The sequence below is a fragment of the Mesorhizobium sp. M1334 genome (assembly GCF_040317995.1).
Lineage (GTDB): Bacteria > Pseudomonadota > Alphaproteobacteria > Rhizobiales > Rhizobiaceae > Mesorhizobium.
On record NZ_JAMYLM010000005.1, the window covers coordinates 100,828 to 117,124 of the forward strand.

General features: G+C 62.4%; 17 protein-coding genes and 1 pseudogene. 8 read left to right on the forward strand and 10 right to left on the reverse strand.

Annotation, left to right across the window (positions count from 1 at the left end):
* Positions 1-76: 76 nt before the first annotated feature.
* Positions 77-1,096 carry a GH25 family lysozyme gene (locus NKH17_RS11940; RefSeq protein ID WP_352896695.1) on the reverse strand — a complete coding sequence of 340 codons (1,020 nt, stop codon included), beginning with the start codon at positions 1,094-1,096 and terminating at the stop codon, positions 77-79.
* 258 nt (positions 1,097-1,354) lie between these two features.
* On the opposite strand from NKH17_RS11940, the gene NKH17_RS11945 reads away from it, so the two are divergent.
* Entirely contained in the window at positions 1,355-2,269 is a 915-nt protein-coding gene (locus tag NKH17_RS11945) for a hypothetical protein (RefSeq protein WP_352896693.1), read from the forward strand.
* Positions 2,270-2,282: 13 nt separating this feature from the next.
* On the opposite strand, the gene NKH17_RS11950 is transcribed toward NKH17_RS11945, so the two are convergent.
* From NKH17_RS11950 to NKH17_RS11970, 5 genes are all read right to left on the reverse strand, one after another.
* Positions 2,283-2,495 carry a hypothetical protein gene (locus tag NKH17_RS11950; RefSeq protein ID WP_023717422.1) on the reverse strand — a complete coding sequence of 71 codons (213 nt, stop codon included), beginning with the start codon at positions 2,493-2,495 and terminating at the stop codon, positions 2,283-2,285.
* Positions 2,496-2,613: 118 nt separating this feature from the next.
* Positions 2,614-3,012: a GFA family protein gene (locus NKH17_RS11955; RefSeq protein WP_254817677.1), complete on the reverse strand. Its 399-nt coding sequence runs from the start codon at positions 3,010-3,012 to the stop codon at positions 2,614-2,616.
* Between the two features lie 194 nt (positions 3,013-3,206).
* Positions 3,207-4,163 carry an alpha/beta fold hydrolase gene (locus NKH17_RS11960; protein ID WP_352805933.1) on the reverse strand — a complete coding sequence of 319 codons (957 nt, stop codon included), beginning with the start codon at positions 4,161-4,163 and terminating at the stop codon, positions 3,207-3,209.
* A 41-nt stretch (positions 4,164-4,204) separates the two neighbouring features.
* Positions 4,205-4,690: an SRPBCC family protein gene (locus tag NKH17_RS11965; protein ID WP_352477390.1), complete on the reverse strand. Its 486-nt coding sequence runs from the start codon at positions 4,688-4,690 to the stop codon at positions 4,205-4,207.
* Between the two features lie 123 nt (positions 4,691-4,813).
* Positions 4,814-5,062: a ParB N-terminal domain-containing protein gene (locus NKH17_RS11970; RefSeq protein WP_023674751.1), complete on the reverse strand. Its 249-nt coding sequence runs from the start codon at positions 5,060-5,062 to the stop codon at positions 4,814-4,816.
* A gap of 156 nt (positions 5,063-5,218) precedes the next feature.
* Between NKH17_RS11970 and NKH17_RS11975 the strand changes: the two are divergent.
* The 5 genes and pseudogenes from NKH17_RS11975 to NKH17_RS11995 form a co-directional block, all read left to right on the forward strand.
* A pseudogene (locus tag NKH17_RS11975) lies at positions 5,219-6,835 on the forward strand (N,N-dimethylformamidase beta subunit family domain-containing protein); the annotation flags it as partial.
* A 21-nt stretch (positions 6,836-6,856) separates the two neighbouring features.
* Entirely contained in the window at positions 6,857-8,224 is a 1,368-nt protein-coding gene (locus NKH17_RS11980; protein WP_352805938.1) for an aminotransferase family protein, read from the forward strand.
* A 10-nt stretch (positions 8,225-8,234) separates the two neighbouring features.
* A complete protein-coding gene (gene kce / locus NKH17_RS11985; protein ID WP_352477387.1) occupies positions 8,235-9,164 on the forward strand; it encodes a 3,5-dioxohexanoate:acetyl-CoA acetone transferase in 930 nt (309 codons plus the stop codon).
* Positions 9,165-9,173: 9 nt separating this feature from the next.
* Positions 9,174-9,686 carry a GNAT family N-acetyltransferase gene (locus NKH17_RS11990; protein ID WP_352477386.1) on the forward strand — a complete coding sequence of 171 codons (513 nt, stop codon included), beginning with the start codon at positions 9,174-9,176 and terminating at the stop codon, positions 9,684-9,686.
* Complete coding sequence (locus tag NKH17_RS11995; protein WP_352477385.1) at positions 9,683-10,714, forward strand: histone deacetylase family protein; 1,032 nt, start codon at positions 9,683-9,685, stop codon at positions 10,712-10,714. Before NKH17_RS11990 ends, NKH17_RS11995 begins: the two co-directional genes overlap by 4 nt.
* Before the next feature lie 18 nt (positions 10,715-10,732).
* Here NKH17_RS11995 and NKH17_RS12000 read toward each other — a convergent pair whose 3' ends face one another.
* Together NKH17_RS12000 and NKH17_RS12005 are read right to left on the reverse strand one after the other, a co-directional pair.
* Positions 10,733-11,998: a cysteine desulfurase-like protein gene (locus NKH17_RS12000; protein ID WP_352477384.1), complete on the reverse strand. Its 1,266-nt coding sequence runs from the start codon at positions 11,996-11,998 to the stop codon at positions 10,733-10,735.
* Positions 11,999-12,046: 48 nt separating this feature from the next.
* Complete coding sequence (locus NKH17_RS12005; RefSeq protein ID WP_352477383.1) at positions 12,047-13,114, reverse strand: aldo/keto reductase; 1,068 nt, start codon at positions 13,112-13,114, stop codon at positions 12,047-12,049.
* Between the two features lie 385 nt (positions 13,115-13,499).
* Here NKH17_RS12005 and NKH17_RS12010 point away from each other — a divergent pair, with 385 nt between their 5' ends.
* Positions 13,500-13,664 (forward strand): hypothetical protein, encoded by a 165-nt coding sequence (locus NKH17_RS12010; RefSeq protein ID WP_023674744.1) that lies wholly within the window; start codon positions 13,500-13,502, stop codon positions 13,662-13,664.
* A 51-nt stretch (positions 13,665-13,715) separates the two neighbouring features.
* Here the strand turns inward: NKH17_RS12010 and NKH17_RS12015 are convergent, their stop codons facing one another.
* Positions 13,716-14,222, reverse strand: coding sequence for a DUF1993 domain-containing protein (locus NKH17_RS12015; RefSeq protein WP_352896689.1), 507 nt, complete (start codon positions 14,220-14,222; stop codon positions 13,716-13,718).
* A gap of 123 nt (positions 14,223-14,345) precedes the next feature.
* Between NKH17_RS12015 and NKH17_RS12020 the strand changes: the two genes are divergently transcribed.
* Positions 14,346-15,383, forward strand: coding sequence for a DUF1176 domain-containing protein (locus NKH17_RS12020; protein WP_352477381.1), 1,038 nt, complete (start codon positions 14,346-14,348; stop codon positions 15,381-15,383).
* Here NKH17_RS12020 and NKH17_RS12025 read toward each other — a convergent pair.
* The gene (locus tag NKH17_RS12025) at positions 15,380-16,237 is read right to left on the reverse strand and encodes an alpha/beta hydrolase family protein (RefSeq protein ID WP_352477380.1); all 858 of its coding nucleotides are present in this window, start codon (positions 16,235-16,237) and stop codon (positions 15,380-15,382) included. The genes NKH17_RS12020 and NKH17_RS12025 overlap by 4 nt on opposite strands.
* Between the last annotated feature and the right edge of the window lie 60 nt (positions 16,238-16,297).

Here is a 16,297-nt window from a genome sequence, read left to right on the forward strand (position 1 = left end):
TGGCGCCATTGCACAAACATTTCGTGTTCGGACCGCCCGAGAATGGCGAAGGCTAACAGCTAACACCCGCGAAGCGCTACTCGGCCTCGGCCACCATCTGCCGTCCACCGACCCAGTCGCGCCATGCCCGCTCATCGCCATGGAACACGTTGAGGTCGATGCGGCCCCTCACCCCGTGCGACAGGCCGGAGCCGGAATATTGCCAGAACAGCCATTTGCGGCCGGGATAAACCTTTGACGGATGCGCGGCCACGGCGCGCAGCCAGAATGGATAATCGGGGAAGGCGCCGCGCAGATTGTCGCGGTAGAAGTCGGGCGCGGTGTAGATGATCGGCCGCTGGCCGTAGCGGCGCTCGAGCTTGTCCATGAACACCTGCATCTTTTCCAGCACCTTTTGCCGCGACGGGCGGCGCTTGCAGCTGGATTCGCCGTTCCACTCGACGTCGATCACCGGCGGCAGCGCGCCCTCGACCCTCGGCACGTTGCGGATGAACCAGTCGGCCTGCTCGCCGGCGGTGCGGCACCAGTAGAAGAAGTGATAGGCGCCGCGCTTCAGGCCGGCAGCGTCGGCATTGCGCCAGTTCCTGGTAAACATCGGGTCGAGATGATCGCCGCCGTCGGTCGCCTTGATGTAGGCGAAGTTGGCGCCCTGGGCGCGCAGCTTTTGCCAGTTCACATTGCCCTGCCAGCGTGAAACGTCGACGCCATGGACGGCAAGGCGCCTCGGCGACGAGGACTTACCGAAATTGATCGGCTTGGCGTCGCGAAAACCATAGCGCGTGACAGGCTCGGCAAGCATCGCCGGTGCTGCGCGTGTCAGCCGCTTCGGCGGCGACATCAGCGCGATGACCTCGGCCGGCGGTTCGACGTCCTGATCGGGTACGTCCATCGCGACCGGCTGTTCGTCCTGCTCCTGTTCGGCAAAAGCGGGCGCAGCATCAGTTTTCGCCACGGACGCCACCGGCGCGGGTGGCCGCACAACCGAGCTGGTGGTCTCGCTGGACGGCACTTGCAGCGCATCGACGCCGGAGGTCGACGTACAGCCGGCAAGGCACAGCGCTGCGATCGAAAAGATGACGACGCCGGATATACGCATCTGGACCTGTACGCAAAACACAACAGACCGAAGGCAGGACAACGCCGCCGGACAAACCAAGCTGGATTCCTAACAAGAAACTACCAACAAAGTTTGAATCGAATTGTTAGGGGTTTGCATCGGCACGTTCGCCCGGACGGGGTGCGCTTTCCCCCAACGTTCGGCCACATGGCTGCCTCGCAATCCCGCTTGACAACTCACGACATGAGATTAGTCTCCACTAATCTTACGGTGTAAGGCCATACTTGGGAGGAAGTCATGCAGCCCGCCGCCCTGTCAGAATTTCAGCCCGTAGCCCCACCCGAGCCACGCTCGCCCGCCATCGGGATCGACGAGATATCTGGCGATCTCAGCCGCGTTATCGAACGCGCCGAGGTCAATGCCTGGCTCGATCTCTATCGCGCCGCCCCGGCAGACTTTGCCGCAAGGCAAGGCCTTGCCATCGCCGAAGATGGCGATCTCGTCTGGACCACCTGCACGACGATCCCGTTCATCCATTTCAACTGCGTCAAGAATCTCGGTGTCGATAGCGCTGCCACCGAGAGCCGGCTCGACGCGCTTCTGGCGCATTATCGCGAGGCCGGTATTCTGCGGCCCTGGTTCTACACCAATCCGCATACCGAGCCCGCGACGCTCAGCTGCTGGCTCGAGGCACGCGGCCTGCAGCGTCAGGGCGGCTGGGAACGCATCTTTCGCGATGCCACGCCATTGCCAACGGAGCCGCTTTTCCCGTCGAAGGGTGTCTCGGTCGAGCGGGTAACGTTGGCAACGGCAAGGGAATGGGCTGGGTTCATCGACAGCCAATATCGGTTGCCGACCTCACCGTGGTTGCGGGCGCTGGCCGGCCGACGCGGCTGGCATCATTACATGCTGCGGCGGGACGGCGCGGTGGCGGCGGTGCGCTCGATGTTCATCGGTGCCGACGGCATGGCCTGGAGCGGCATCGACGCGCCGGTGCCCGGCATCATGGCGCCGAGCTTCGACCTCGATGCAATGCTCGGCGAAGCGATGGTGCGCGACGGACTTGCGGCCGGTGCAAAACTGTTCGTGTCCGACATCGAGGCGCCGCACGCCGAACGCGACGGGCCGGCGTATCGCAACTATGCGCGGCTCGGCTTCAGGCTCGCTTATTTCCGCAGTCATTACAGCTATTTGCCGGCAAATTCCGGCTGACCGCTTCAAGACCCTAGCCGCACAGCCACAGCTTGTGGCAGGTGGTGGCCATAAGGTGGGCCGGCGGTACAAAACGATCGTTGACCGCCACATCATCGTCCGCCCGGCGGACCTTTTCCTCGAGCAGCGTGCGAAGTTCTGCCGGCTGCACGCGGTCGCGCTCCATCACCAGCTTGATCATCGGATCACTCAAGAGCTCGTCCAGGGTGTTGATGCTGTCGTTCATTCCGTCGCCTCCTCGACTGCCGCCCGCACGCAATAGATAGGCAGCAATGATGGCCCGCCAATGACGCTTTGCCGGCTATCTCGTGTCGCTTTGGATTAAATTTTATCCCGACTTCACCTCAAGCCGGAGGTGGCGCGCCTTCATATTGCGGCAGGCCGTCGTCGATCTGGACCCAGGGCTGCTTCGAGGCGGTCCAGATGTGCATCTCAGGCCTGAACACCGAAGGATCATCGAGCGAGCCGGTCGTGATGCCGATGATGCCGGCGGAATCGCGCCGGGAAAACATCGTCGTGCCGCAACGCGGGCAAAAGCCACGCTTGAGATCGGGCGAGGAATTCACCGTCGCCACCGGTCCGTCGACCGTCACATCGTCGATGCGGAACAGCACGCGCGCGTTGAAGGCGGCACCCAGTGCCTTCTGGCAGAGCCGGCAATGGCAGACGCGCTCATTGATCGGTGTCGCCTCGGCATGGTAGCGCACCGCACCGCACAAACACCCGCCCTGATATCTTGCCATCGCCCATGTCCCTTCCTGCGAGGATAGGCGATACCTATCGATAGGCGTGGCACCGTCAATTGAAAAGCTTTGATGGCGTTATCTAAAGCTGTGATCCGGCCGATGGGCGATCGGCTGGATGCGCCGAGCCAAGGCCTCATCAACGAAATGCCGGCCATCTCGCGGGAGACGGCCGGCAGACAATTGACTGAGCGTCAGTTCGTTTCGTTGACGACCTCATCCCAAGTCTTGACCTTGGTCTCGCCATTGAGGAACGGCAGCGTGGCAGCTGTCAGTTCCGGCGCGAAGAACACGTCATAGTGCGTGCGGTTCGGCAGGATCGCCAGGCGGTTTTGCGACAGGTTCTCGCGCATCCAGCCGGCGTCCTTCAACCCGCCGCCAAGCATCTGGTAGAACTTGATCTCGTGCTCGGGCCGGTACATGTCACTGTCGCCGAACACCAGCATGACCGGCATTTTCAGCTTCGGCACGTCGGCAGAATAATCGTAGTCCTTGCGCATATAGGCGCCGAGTTGGTCGAGCAGTTTCGGAAAATCCTCCGGATGCGGCGCGACCGCGACGTAGGATTTGTACATCGGCGTGTCCTTCATCATGTCGGCCATCGCCGCGCCGACTTGTGCCTGCTGGCCACGCATCTCGGCATAGAAGCCGTCCGCGGCGTAGCCGGTCGAGACCAGGACGAGCCGGCGCACCACGTCGGGATGCTGCACGGCCATGCGGAAGGCGACGCCCCCACCCAGCGAATATCCCATGACGTCGACCTTGTCGTAGCCGAGCGCCTTGACGATCGCCGCCATGTCGTCGCCCATCGCCTCCAAGCTGAGCGGCCGGTCGCCGAGCGCGGTGCGGCCATGGCCCTGCAGGTCGACCCCGATGACGGTGCGGTTTTCGGTAAGCTTCGGCAGGATCGGCGCGAACATGTCGGTTGTGCCGAGACCGCCATGCAGCAGAAGCAACGGCTCGCCCTTGCCATAGACGGCGTAATAATAGTTCAGGCCGTTGATCGGCAGCAGGCCGGACTTTTGCGGCTTCGGCAGTGTTGCGGTTGCGGTCGTCATGGCGGGCTTGGCCTCCTCTGCGTTGATGGTGCCCGGCGCGGCAAAGAGCGCGGCGGCCGAGGCGAAAATGGCAAAAAATATCGATCTGGACATATCAGTCTCCCTCTCTCGTTTGCATCAAAGTCGCTTGTGCATCAAAGTAGCTTGGCGACCTCCTCGAGCTGTTCGGCGCACTGGCCCCAGCCGTCGTGAAAACCCATTTTCTCGTGCTGTTCGCGGTCGGCGACCGACCAATGCGCAACCCGGGCGATGTAGCGGGTCTTGCCCTCGCCCTCGTCGTCGAAGGTCAGCACGACCGTCATGAACGGCTTTTCGGACGGCTCCCACGCCTTGGTATAGGCATCGGTGAAGACGAGCTTTTTGCCTGGTACGACTTCGAGGAAGATGCCTGGATTCGGGAACTCCTTGCCGTCGGGATCGGCCATGACGACAAGGGTGGAGCCACCGGTCCGCACATCCATTTCGGCGCGCGGCGTCGTCCACGGCTTCGGCGAGAACCATTGCGTCAACAGGTTCGGCTCGGTCCAGCAGCGATAGACGTTCTCGCGCGGCGCATCGATGATGCGGGCGAGAACCAGCTCGCGGTCGGAGTTGGGGGCGATGTCCAGCTTGGTGGTCATGGTGTTCCCTCACATGTCGGTTTTGGCTTTCGTGTCTAGGACGAACCAACAAGACGCAAGCCGACACGGTCCGCGAGAAAAAATCCGCGGGACCGGAGATTCGAACGAAGGAACTGAGTGGCTTCAGTGGCGCTTGGCTTGCACCAGATAGGCGTCGATCTCGGTCTCGCCGAGCCACTTGGCCGCTTCCAGCCGATGCAACCCTTCGACCAGGATATGGCGCTTGCCGTCATGGCGCACCTGGATCGGCATCTTCATGCCGTTTTCCAGAATGTCCTCGGCCAGATGGCGGACGGTCTCGGGATGCAGCGTCTTCTTGCGCGCGGTCGGCACGTAGATATCGTTGACCCTGACCTTTTGCACTCTCAGCATATCGACTCCCGTGGCGGACAACGCCGCCCTTTGTGAGATAGTCTGTTTGTCAGGCAAGGCCAAGTGAGCAGCCCGGCAATGGCTGGTCCGATCGTTTCCAATTGACGCTTGGCCGGCGGATGGCCGAAATGGCGGCCTTCGACCTTAGCGGTGTCCATGAACCATCTGCCGACCGAGTTTCCCGATTTCGGACTGACGCCGGAGCAGCGACGCCAGGCGGTGCGCAGCCATTACTGGGAATGGCCCGGTATGGATGGCGGGCGTGGCGAAATCTGGTGCTACAGCGACCGTTTTTCCTATCGCCCCGGCGAGATGGTGGCGCTGCATGTCAGTTCGACGGCCACCAGTTTCGGCATCGCGATCATCCGCGACGGCGGCGCGGAAACGACAATGTTCGAAAGGACCGGAATCGCGGCGCGCTGGCAAGATACGCCGGATCAATGTTCGGTCGAAGGCTGCGGCTGGCAGGCGTCGTTCGAGTTTCGCATCGGCGACGACTGGCCATCCGGCGCCTATCGCGTCACGCTTGAAGCGGACGGTCGCGACGGCAAGCCGATCCGCTGTCATCACCTTTTCATCGTCTCGCCGCAGCCCGGCAAGAAACCCGGCCGCGTGCTGCAGGTCGCGGCCACCGGCACCTGGCTCGCCTACAACACATGGGGCGGTTCCAACCATTACGAAGGCATCACCGGGCCGGCCCGCGACCAGTATGCACGAATGGTGTCGACGCAGCGGCCTTGGTGCCGCGGCTTCGTCGTGCTGCCCAAGGATGCGCCGCGCGTGCCGCTCGAAGTTGCGGTGCCGCCGAAAACCGTGCCGCGCTATCCGCACATGGAATGGGCCTTTGCCACCGGCCATTCGAAGAAATACGCCTCAGCCGGCTGGGCAAGCTACGACAGCCATTTCTTCCGCTTCGCTGAGCGTTCCGGCTACGCCGTCGATCTCGCCAGCCAGCACGATCTGCATTTTTCGCCCGACATTCTCGACGGCTATGACTGCGTCGTCTTCGTCGGCCACGACGAATATTGGACCTGGGAAATGCGTGATGCGGTCGACAGCTATGTCGAGCGCGGCGGTCATGCGGCGCGCTTTGCCGGCAACTTCATGTGGCAGACCAGGCTGGAGGACGAAGGCCGCCGGCAGGTCTGCTACAAATACCGCGCCCGCGCCGAGGACCCGGCCTATCGCGGCGGCGATATAAGGCGCGCCACCAATTCCTGGGAAGCGCCGGAAATCGGCCGGCCGGGTGCGGCGACCTTCGGCCTCAACGCGACAAGAGGCGTCTATGCCGGCTGGGGCGGCTGTGCGCCGCGCGGTGTGCGCGGCTTTCCGGTCTACCGGCCGGAGCATTGGGCCTTTGCCGGTACCGGCATCTACTATGGCGACCTGCTCGGCGCCGACAGCCATGTCTATGGCTATGAGGTCGATGGGCTCGATTTCGAGATCCGCGGCGGCCTGCCCTACCCCACGCCCGACAGCGGCGCACCGGACGGCCTGCAGGTGCTCGCGGTCGGCATGGCTGCCCAGGTCGAGGAAAGCGCCGACATTCCGTTCGAGGACCAGTTCCTCGGCGACGAGGACGGTCGCTTCACCGCCGAAACGCTGTTCGGCGAGGCAAGCGATGCCAATCTCGACAAGGTCAAACGCGGCAACGGCATGATCGTCAATTTCCGGCGCGGCAAAGGCGAGGTGTTTCACGCCGGAAGCTGCGAATGGGTTGCCGGCCTGCTAGGGCAGGATGCGATGGTCGAGCGTGTTACCAGAAATGTCCTCGTTATCTCGGAAAGTCATGACATGCTGAAGTCCCCTGCCCCGGAAGCCCGCGAAGCCTCGCATCTGTTCTATCTGTCCAGCCTGCGCCGGCCGCTGATCGACCGCGCCGAAGGCATCTACATGTGGACGCAGGATGGCCGCCGCTTCATCGACGGATCGAGCGGCCCGATGGTCGCCAATATCGGCCACTCCAATCGCAACGTGCTCGACGCGATGAAACGGCAGATGGACCGCGCCACCTTCGCCTACCGCCTGCATTTCGAGAACGAACCGGCAGAGGAGCTCGCGCGGCAACTGGCGGCCAAACTCCCCGAGGGCCTGGACCGCATCTTTTTCGTCTCCGGCGGCTCTGAAGCGACGGAATCCTGCGTCAAGCTGGCGCGGCAATGGGCGGTCGCCACCGGCCAGCCCAGCCGCTGGAAGGTGATCACGCGCTTTCCGTCCTATCATGGCGGCACGCTTGGCGCGCTCGCCGTCACCGGCGACGATGCGCTGGCCGAAACTTTTGCGCCGATGATGCAGCTCATGCCGACGGTGCCGGCGCCTGCCGCCTGGCGCGACCGCGACAATCTTTCGATGGAACAGCGCGGCACCCGCTACGCCGACATGCTGGAGGAAAAGATCCTCGCCGAGGGACCGCAGAGCGTGCTCGCCTTCATTATGGAGCCGGTCGGCGGCGCTGCCACGGCTGCATTGGTGGCGCCCGACAGCTATTATCCGCGCATCCGCGAGATCTGCAATCGCTACGGCATCCTGCTCATTCATGACGAAGTGATGAGTGGTGCCGGCCGCACCGGAAAATTCCTTGGCGGCGACCACTGGAACTGCAAGCCAGACATCGTCGCGCTGTCGAAGGGGCTGGGCTCGGGCTATGCCCCGCTCGGTGCGCTGGCGGCACCGATGCGGCTGGTGCAGCCATTGCTCGCGTCGGGCGGCTTCCAGCACGGCCATACCTATGCCGGCAATCCGCTCGCCTGCGTCGCCGGGCTCGCCGTGCTCGGCGAGATGGACCGTCTCGGCCTGATCGCCAACGCGGCTGTCATGGGCGAGCTATTGATGGCCGAGCTGAAGGGATTGGCGAAGCGGTTTCCGTTCATCGCCGACGTCCGCGGCAAGGGCCTGCTCACCGGTGCCGAAATGGTCGCCGATCCGGACACGCTGAGGCCGATCGAGCCGGCGAAAAAGGCCACTCAGCGCCTGCTCGACCTCGCCTATGAGCGCGGCCTGATCATCTACGGACGCAAGGTCAAGGGCGGTGTCGACGGCGACAATTTCATGGTCGCGCCGCCGATGATCGTCACCGCCGCGCAGATCGGCGAGATCATATCCATCATCGGTGACGCGCTCGAGGTGCTGGCCGGCGAGCTCGACCTGCCGGTCGAAGGCTGAGGAACGAACCATGGCACCGCGCAAAGTCATCATCACCTGCGCCGTCACCGGGTCGGTGCACACCCCGTCGATGTCGCCGCATCTGCCAGTGACGCCGGACCAGATCGCCGCAGACGCAATCGCCGCCGCCGAGGCGGGCGCTTCGATCCTGCATCTTCATGCCCGCGACCCTAAGGATGGGCGGCCGACCGCCGACCCCGAGGTGTTCATGCAGTTCCTGCCGCGCATCAAGCAGGCGACCGATGCGGTGATCAACATCACCACCGGCGGATCGTCGCTGATGACGCTCGACCAGCGGCTGGCCGCGCCGCTCAGGGCCGAGCCGGAAATGTGTTCGCTCAATATGGGTTCGATGAACTTTGCGCTGTTCCCGATGCTCGAGCGGCCGCGGGAATGGCAGCACGAATGGGAGCCGAAACTGCTTGAGGCCACCCGCGACACGATCTTCAAAAACACCTTTGCCGACATGGAGACGGTGCTCGAGAACCTCGGGCGCGGTTGCGGCACGCGCTTCGAATTCGAGTGCTACGATGTCGGCCATCTCTATTCGCTGGCGCATTTTCGCGATCGTCGGCTGGTGTCTGGACCTTTGTTCATCCAGTTTGTTTTGGGCATCCTTGGCGGCATCGGCGCCGATCCAGAAAACCTGATCCACATGAAGCGCATCGCCGACAAACTGTTCGGCGATAGCTACCAATTTTCGGTGCTGGCCGCCGGACGCCACCAGATGCCGATGGTCTCGATTGCGGCGGCGATGGGCGGCAATGTCCGCGTCGGGCTGGAGGACAGCCTCTACGACGGGCGCCAACTCGCCAAGTCCAATGCCGACCAGGTGCGCCGCATCCGCAGCGTGCTCGACGGATTGTCGCTGGACGTCGCGACGCCGGCCGAGGCGCGGCAGATGCTGGCGCTCAAGGGCGGCGACCGCGTGGCGTTCTGAGATGCGGCCGTGACCAACCCACCGTCAAGAGACATTGTCATCCGGCCCGGCCGGGTGGAGGACGTCGAAACCATCCACGCCGCGCTCCTACGGCTCGGCGCGCATGTCGGCGCACATCAGGAGATCACCTCGACAGCTCGGGATCTCCGCACCTATGGCTTTGGCGAGAAGCCTGCCTTCTCGACCCTGATCGCCGAGGTCGGCGGCGAGTTTGCCGGGCTTTGCCTGCATTTTCCAATCTTCTCGACATGGATGGGCCGGCCCGGCGTCTATGTGCAGGACCTCTATGTCGAGGACCGTTTTCGCGGCCGCAGGATCGGCGAGCGCCTGCTGCGCCAGGTCGCGGCGCAATGCCGGAAGGACGGCGGCGTCTATCTCAAGCTGTCCGTCGATACCGACAACGAGACCGCCAAGGCTTTTTACGAACGGTTGGGCATTGCCTGGTCCAGCTACGAGCAGGTGCAGAAGATCGTCGGCGACGCCTTTTTTGCTTTCGCCGATGCACCGGAGGAGCCAACATGAAAGCCTTCTATGCCGAAGAACAGAAGCGCCACGACCCGAAGGCGTTCCTCTCCAGCGGCACGCCGCAGCCCAATCCGGAAAAGCCGGAACGGGTCGAGCGATTGTTGGCCGGCGCAAAGGCTGCCGGCTGCACGATCGAACGGCCGCGGGATCACGGACTCGGCCCTATTGCCGCGGTACATACGCCGGAATATCTCGATTTCCTTCACCATATCTTCGCGCGCTGGCAGCGCATCGAGGGCGCCTCGGCCGAGGTCATCCCCAACATCCACCCGATCGCGCGGAACGGCTCCTATCCGGCCTCGGCGGTCGGCCAAGCCGGCTACCACATGGCCGACACAGCCTGCCCGATCTCCGGCGAGACGTGGCAGAGCGCGCTTTGGAGCGCCTGGAGCGCGGTTGAAACCGCCGAGGCGGTGATGTTGGGAGCGCCGGCCGCCTACGCGCTATGCCGGCCGCCCGGCCATCACGCCTTTGCCGACGTCGCCGGCGGCTTCTGCTTCATCAACAATTCGGCGGTCGCCGCACAGGCTCTACGCAAGCAGGCAGCGCGGGTGGCGATCCTCGATGTCGACCTGCATCACGGCAACGGGACGCAAGGCATCTTCTATGCCCGGCCGGACGTGCTCACCGTGTCGCTGCATGCCGACCCGGTGCGGTTCTATCCGTTTTTCTGGGGCTATGCGGACGAGCGCGGCGAAGGCGCCGGCCTCGGCTACAATCTCAACCTGCCGCTGCCGCGCAAATCCGGCGATGCGGCTTTCCTCGAAGCACTGGCGGCAGCGTTCCAGCGCATCAACGCCTTCTCGCCCGATGCGCTTGTGGTCGCGCTGGGGCTGGACGCCTTCGAAGGTGATCCGTTCGGCGGGCTGTCGGTGAGCACGCCTGGTTTTTCGCGCATCGGCGAGGCGATCGCCGGGCTCGGGCTGCCGACGGTCATCGTCCAGGAAGGCGGCTATCTCTGCGACGAGCTCGGCGACAATCTCACCGCCTTCCTCACCGGTTTTGGCGGGGCCCACAAGCGATGATCCGTCGGCGTGGCCCGCTCAGGATCGCTCGTGCCTCAGCATGGCGACAACGCGGTGCACGCTCTCCAGCGTCTCGTCGATCTCGGCTGCAGTGTTGTAATGGGCGATGCCGATGCGCACCACGCCCTGCTCGGCCGGGATGCCGAGCTGGTGGACGATCTCCCAGGCGTAGTTGTGGCCGGACCACAGGAAGATGTTTTCCGCATTCATCTGCCGCACGATCGTCTCCGGCGCTATGCCTTCGACAGTGAACGACACCGTCGGCACACGCTCATTGATCCGCTTCGGATCGGTGATGCCGTGGATGGTCAGGCCGGCAATATCCGACAGACCGTCGATCAACTGTTGCGTTAGCGGGTTCTCGTAAGCGATTGAGACTTCGAAGGCCTTGGCGATTTTCCGCCGACGCGACCCTTGCGCACCAGCTGCCGCTCCCAACTCGGCAAAATAATCGACAGCCGCCGACAGGCCGGCCATCAATTCAATTTGCGGCGTGCCGAGCTCGAAGCGCTCCGGCAAGGCATTGGACGAGCAACGGCATTTATACGGCTTAAGCGCATCGATAACGTCCAGCCTGCCCCACAAAATTCCCATATGCGGGCCGAAGAACTTGTACGCCGAGCAGATCAGGAAATCGCAGCCGAGGTTTTGGACGTCGATGAGACCATGCGGCGCGAACTGGACGGCATCGACGTAGACCAACGCACCAGCCCGCCTGGCGATGCCGGTCAACGCCTTCACCCGGTTGATCGACCCGGTGAGATTGCTGGCGTAGTTGAGCGCGACGAGCCGCGTCCTCTCGGAAAGCAACGCGGCGAGCGCCGCCTCCTCGATCTGCCAGCTCTGCTGGTCGAAAGGCAGCCAGCGCACGACAAGGCCAAGGTCTTCAGCCAGCTGCAGCCAGGGTGAGACGTTGCCCTCATGGTCCATGCGGGTGAGGATGATCTCGTCCCCGGGCTTCATCGTGCGGCCGAGCGTTCGCGACATGTGGTAGGTCAATGTCGTCATGTTGGCACCGATGATAATTTCCTGCGGGCTCGCAGCGCCGAGGAAATCCGCCATCGCCAGATGGGCCTCGTCGACAATGTCCTGTGCCGCAATACTGGTCTCGAAGAAGCCGCCGAGATTGGCATTGGTGGTCAGCAGACAGCGTGACACCGCGTCCGCCACCGCCTGCGGCACCTGCGTGCCGGCAGGATTGTCGAGATAAATGCGCCGGCGGCCCTTATCGGTCAACGACAAGGCCGGAAATTTCGCGCGCACCGCATCGATCCGGAAGCCCATGGCTGTCCCCCTCTCCTTATGACGATCGGACAACCACGTCCCGACGCATCAAGGGCACGGATTGCCGACGCGCTGATGGATCGCATCAACGGCCTTCTGCATCTCCTCGGTCCAGACCACGTCGGCGGAAGAGAGCGCCATTTCGAGTTGCGAAATGGTGGTGGTGCCGATGATGTTCGAGGTGACCAAGGGCCGGTTCGAGACATAGGCATTGGCAAACAGCGCCGGCTCCATGCCGAAGGTGCGCGCCAACCGGTTGTATTCGAGCTGCACCTCGGCAGCATTCGGCGTCTCGTAGCGCTGGCCGCGGTTGAACAACTGCGAGCGCGAGCCCTGCGGCCGCGCGCCATGATCGTATTTGCCGGTCAAATAGCCTTGCGCCAGCGGTGAATAGGCAAGCAGCGACACCTGCTCGCGCTCGCAGACTTCGGCAAGGTTCACTTCGAAGGTGCGATTGACGAAATTATAGGCGTTCTGCAGCGAGGCGACGCGCGGGCCGAGGCCCTTGTCGGCTTCGGCAATGAAACGCATGACGCCCCAGGAATTCTCGTTCGACAGGCCGAAATGGCGGATCTTGCCGGCCTTCACCAGTTCATCGAATACGGCAAGCGTCTCGGCGATCGGCGTCTCGCCTTCCGGCACGCCGGTGGCATCGGAGCGTCGCGGCAAGGTGCCGATGCGGTTCGGATTGGCACCCCACGGCACGTCGCGTTCCGGCCAATGGATCTGATATAGGTCGATGTAATCGGTGTTGAGCCTAGCGAGTGACTTATCAATAGCGTCGAAGATATCGGCGCGCACCAGTTTAGACGGGCGGTCGCCGCGAAACCAAGTGTTGGCGGTGCGACCAACTACCTTCGAGGCGATGATCACTTGGTCCCGATTGCGCTTCTCCTTCATCCAATTGCCGATGATTGTCTCGGTACGGCCTTGTGTCTCCGCCTTGGGCGGGATCGGATAGAGTTCGGCGGTGTCGATGAAATTGACGCCGCGAGCAAACGCCAGATCCATCTGGGCGTGACCGTCCGCCTCGGTGTTCTGCTGGCCCCAAGTCATCGATCCGAGGCAGATTTGCGACACGAAAAGCTCGGTCTGGCCGAGACGGCGTTTGTGCATGGAGTTTCTCCGGCGGGAATTTTGCGCGGCTGCGCGAGGAGGAAGCAATAGCATACAGGAAAGCGCCGCCCGCTTCCAAGCCCACCGACGGCAGGCCAGGCGACTTTCCCAGGATGCCGGCGAACGGAGTTTTTCGCCGCAGCTAACAAAAAAGACCGGACTGCATGTGAATGCAGTCCGGAAGTTCGCCAGGAATGGCGAGGAAAAACCGGCCAAGTGCCGGCACTGAGGCCTACGGTCGAAGCACCGCAGAAGTTTCGCCGGAACAGCCGAATTATGTCAAAAAAGATCAGGGCAGCATGGCTGCCATGCGAATGCTGCACTGCACAATTGTCATGATCTGCCTATATTGACGGCCGTGGAGGTTCCATAAGGGGCTTGAATCGTGGGATTCTTCACTGAAATGTTCGCCCGTCCGCGTCCGCGGGAACAGCTGCGTTATCGTGCGGCACTGGCGCTGCTCCATTCGATGAGCAATGCCGATCGCGCCGATATCGGCGTCAAGCCGGCCGATTTCCCGCGCATCGCCCGGGAAATGTCCCTGCGCTAAACAGCGCGCCGTGAGATATCCCGCCGCAGCAGGATATCTCACAAGCTGATCTCAACGCAATCCGAGGAAGATCGACTTGCCCAATGGCACGCCGTTGTGGCGCAGGATGTCGTAGGCGGTGGTCAGGTGGAAGTAGAAATTGGGCATGGCGGCATGCAGCAGATACTGCATTCCCGGCATCGAAACCTCGCGCCCCGCAAGCCGCAGTTCGACCATCCTGTCATCTGAACCATCGAATTCGGCCGCCGAAAATGTCGCGAGATAGTCGAGCGTCTTGGTAAGGCGGGCCTGCAGATCAACGAAGCTCGTCTCATTATCCTCGTATTTTGGCACCTCACGCCCGGCAAGCCGCGATGGCGCGCCCTTGGCGTGATCGGTGGCAATCTGTACCTGCCTGGTCAGCCCAAACATGTCCGGCGCCAGCCTCGCCGTCAGATACACCTGCGGATCGATCTTGCGATCAGCCGCATTTTGCTCGGCAATGTTCAGCACATTGGCCAGTGACTTCAGCCTCGCCGAAAATACCGGCACGGATGCTTCATACATTGATATGGTCACAAGAAATCTCCACGCAGCCCTACTGCCTATGGCGAGAGGTAGCGCTTTCGCAGGCGATTGTTCAAGCGTCACCACGTCGCCGCAATCGATATGATAGGATTTTTTATCGAGTGGAGGTTCCCCATGAGACGCGCCCTTTTTGCAGCGACCGCCTTTATCTCTCTTGCCGTTGCCGGCCAATCGGCGCTCGCCGCAGACGCGCCTTATATCGACGACAGGTCGAATGCCGAAGCGGTGATCCGGTCGCTTTATAGTGCCATCAGCCGGCACGAATTCGCGCGCGCCTGGGACTATTTCGGCGACACCAAGCCGGCCAAGGATTTCAATTCCTTCGTCAAAGGCTATGACGGCACGGACACGGTCGAAGTCAAAACCGGTGGCGTATCCGAAGACGGGGCTGCCGGCAGCATCTACTACAGCGTTCCGGTCGCCATCCGGGCGACGGCCAAGGACGGCAGCGAGAATGTCTTTGCCGGCTGCTATACGCTGCGCCAGATCAACGCCTCGATCCAGGAACCGCCATTTCGCTCGATCTTCATCGACAAGGGTGCGCTGAAACCCTCAAAGGCCGATTTCGAGGATGCCGTGCCGGCAAGCTGCGGCGAAGGACCGCCGCCGCCGAAGAAGGACGCAGCGCTTGAGCAGGCCAACAAGGCGTTTGCCGCGACCTATGGCGACCAGTGCGACAAGGATCTTTTGGCGCAGAAGCCGGATATTTTCTCGATCCACTATAAGGACAAGGATGCGGCTACCAGCGATCCCGAAAGCGAAACGCGGCTTTTCCATTTCGCCTGCTCGGCCGCAGCCTACAACGAAAACTCGATCTATTACATGAGCGACGACGTGCTTGGCGTAAGACAATTGCAGTTCGCCGAACCTGAAATGGACATCCGCTACGAGAACAATGACAGCGACGGCAAATTGCTGGGCATGACCATAGTTGGCTTCCAGACCTCCGGCTGGGCAACCAATTCCGATTACGACGAAGAGACCAAGACGATCACCACCTTCAACAAATGGCGCGGCATCGGCGATGCCTCTTCGTCGGGGACCTATCTGTTTCGCAACGGCGATTTTTCCCTGGTCCAGTACGACGTCGACGCGTCTTATGACGGCGAGGAAAATCCGCAGACGGTCGTCGACTACAATACCGCGCCTTAAGGGGCCTCCGACAACATCCAGTTGAGCGTGCCGCGCCAGTCGGTCATGCGGATGGGCGTGCCGTGCGTGCCGGTCTCGAAGCGGACGAAGCGTGTGGGATAGCTCTTCGATTTGGCCAGGATGGAGCGGAAGAAGGCTTCCTGTTTCTCGATTGGAAACACCGGGTCCTTGCTGCCTTGGCCGAAGAAGACCGGCACACGACGCTTGAAGGCGGGGCTTGAGAAGAAACTCTCGTCCCATAGCGAGCCGAGCAGCAGCAGCCCGTCGATGCGCCGGCCGGTATCATTGCGGGCGGCCAGCTTCCAGCATAATGAGCCGCCCATCGAGCCGCAGGCGACGAAGATTTTTGCGCTCGGCGATTGTTCGGCATAGTGGTCGATCAGCGCGGCGATCTGGGCGGCACCTGTGTCGCCGAAATCGGAAAAGTCCGGCGATAGATAGAGACCGCCATTGCCCGCCATCAGGTTCTTGATGCGGTTGAAATTACCGCCGAAGGTGAAGTCGTCGGTGCCCTGCTTACGGCTGCCGCCCTGCCCGTGCAGATAAAGCACGATGATGCTGGCGCCCCCGGTCTTGCCGACGGCAATGTGGCGGACATCGCCGGCGTCGGTCTTCAGCAAGAGATCCTGCTGCACCTTGCGCACGCCGGTTTCGGTGTATTGCGCGTGCACACGACGCTCAGGCACTTCGTCACGAGCGTTGATGTCGCGCAGCTCACGATAATCGACCACCGTATAGGCGCCGTTGCTCTCGGACGAGAGGGTGACCGGATAGGCGAACAGATCGTCCTTGAAGGGTTTGAGTTCGAGAGCGTTGGCATAGGCGACACAAAAGAGCTGCAAAAGAATCGCCATCAGCAGGGCCGGGAGGCCCGAGGGGGGCAAGCGGAACCGGAAGCAGGAACGAAAGGCCAT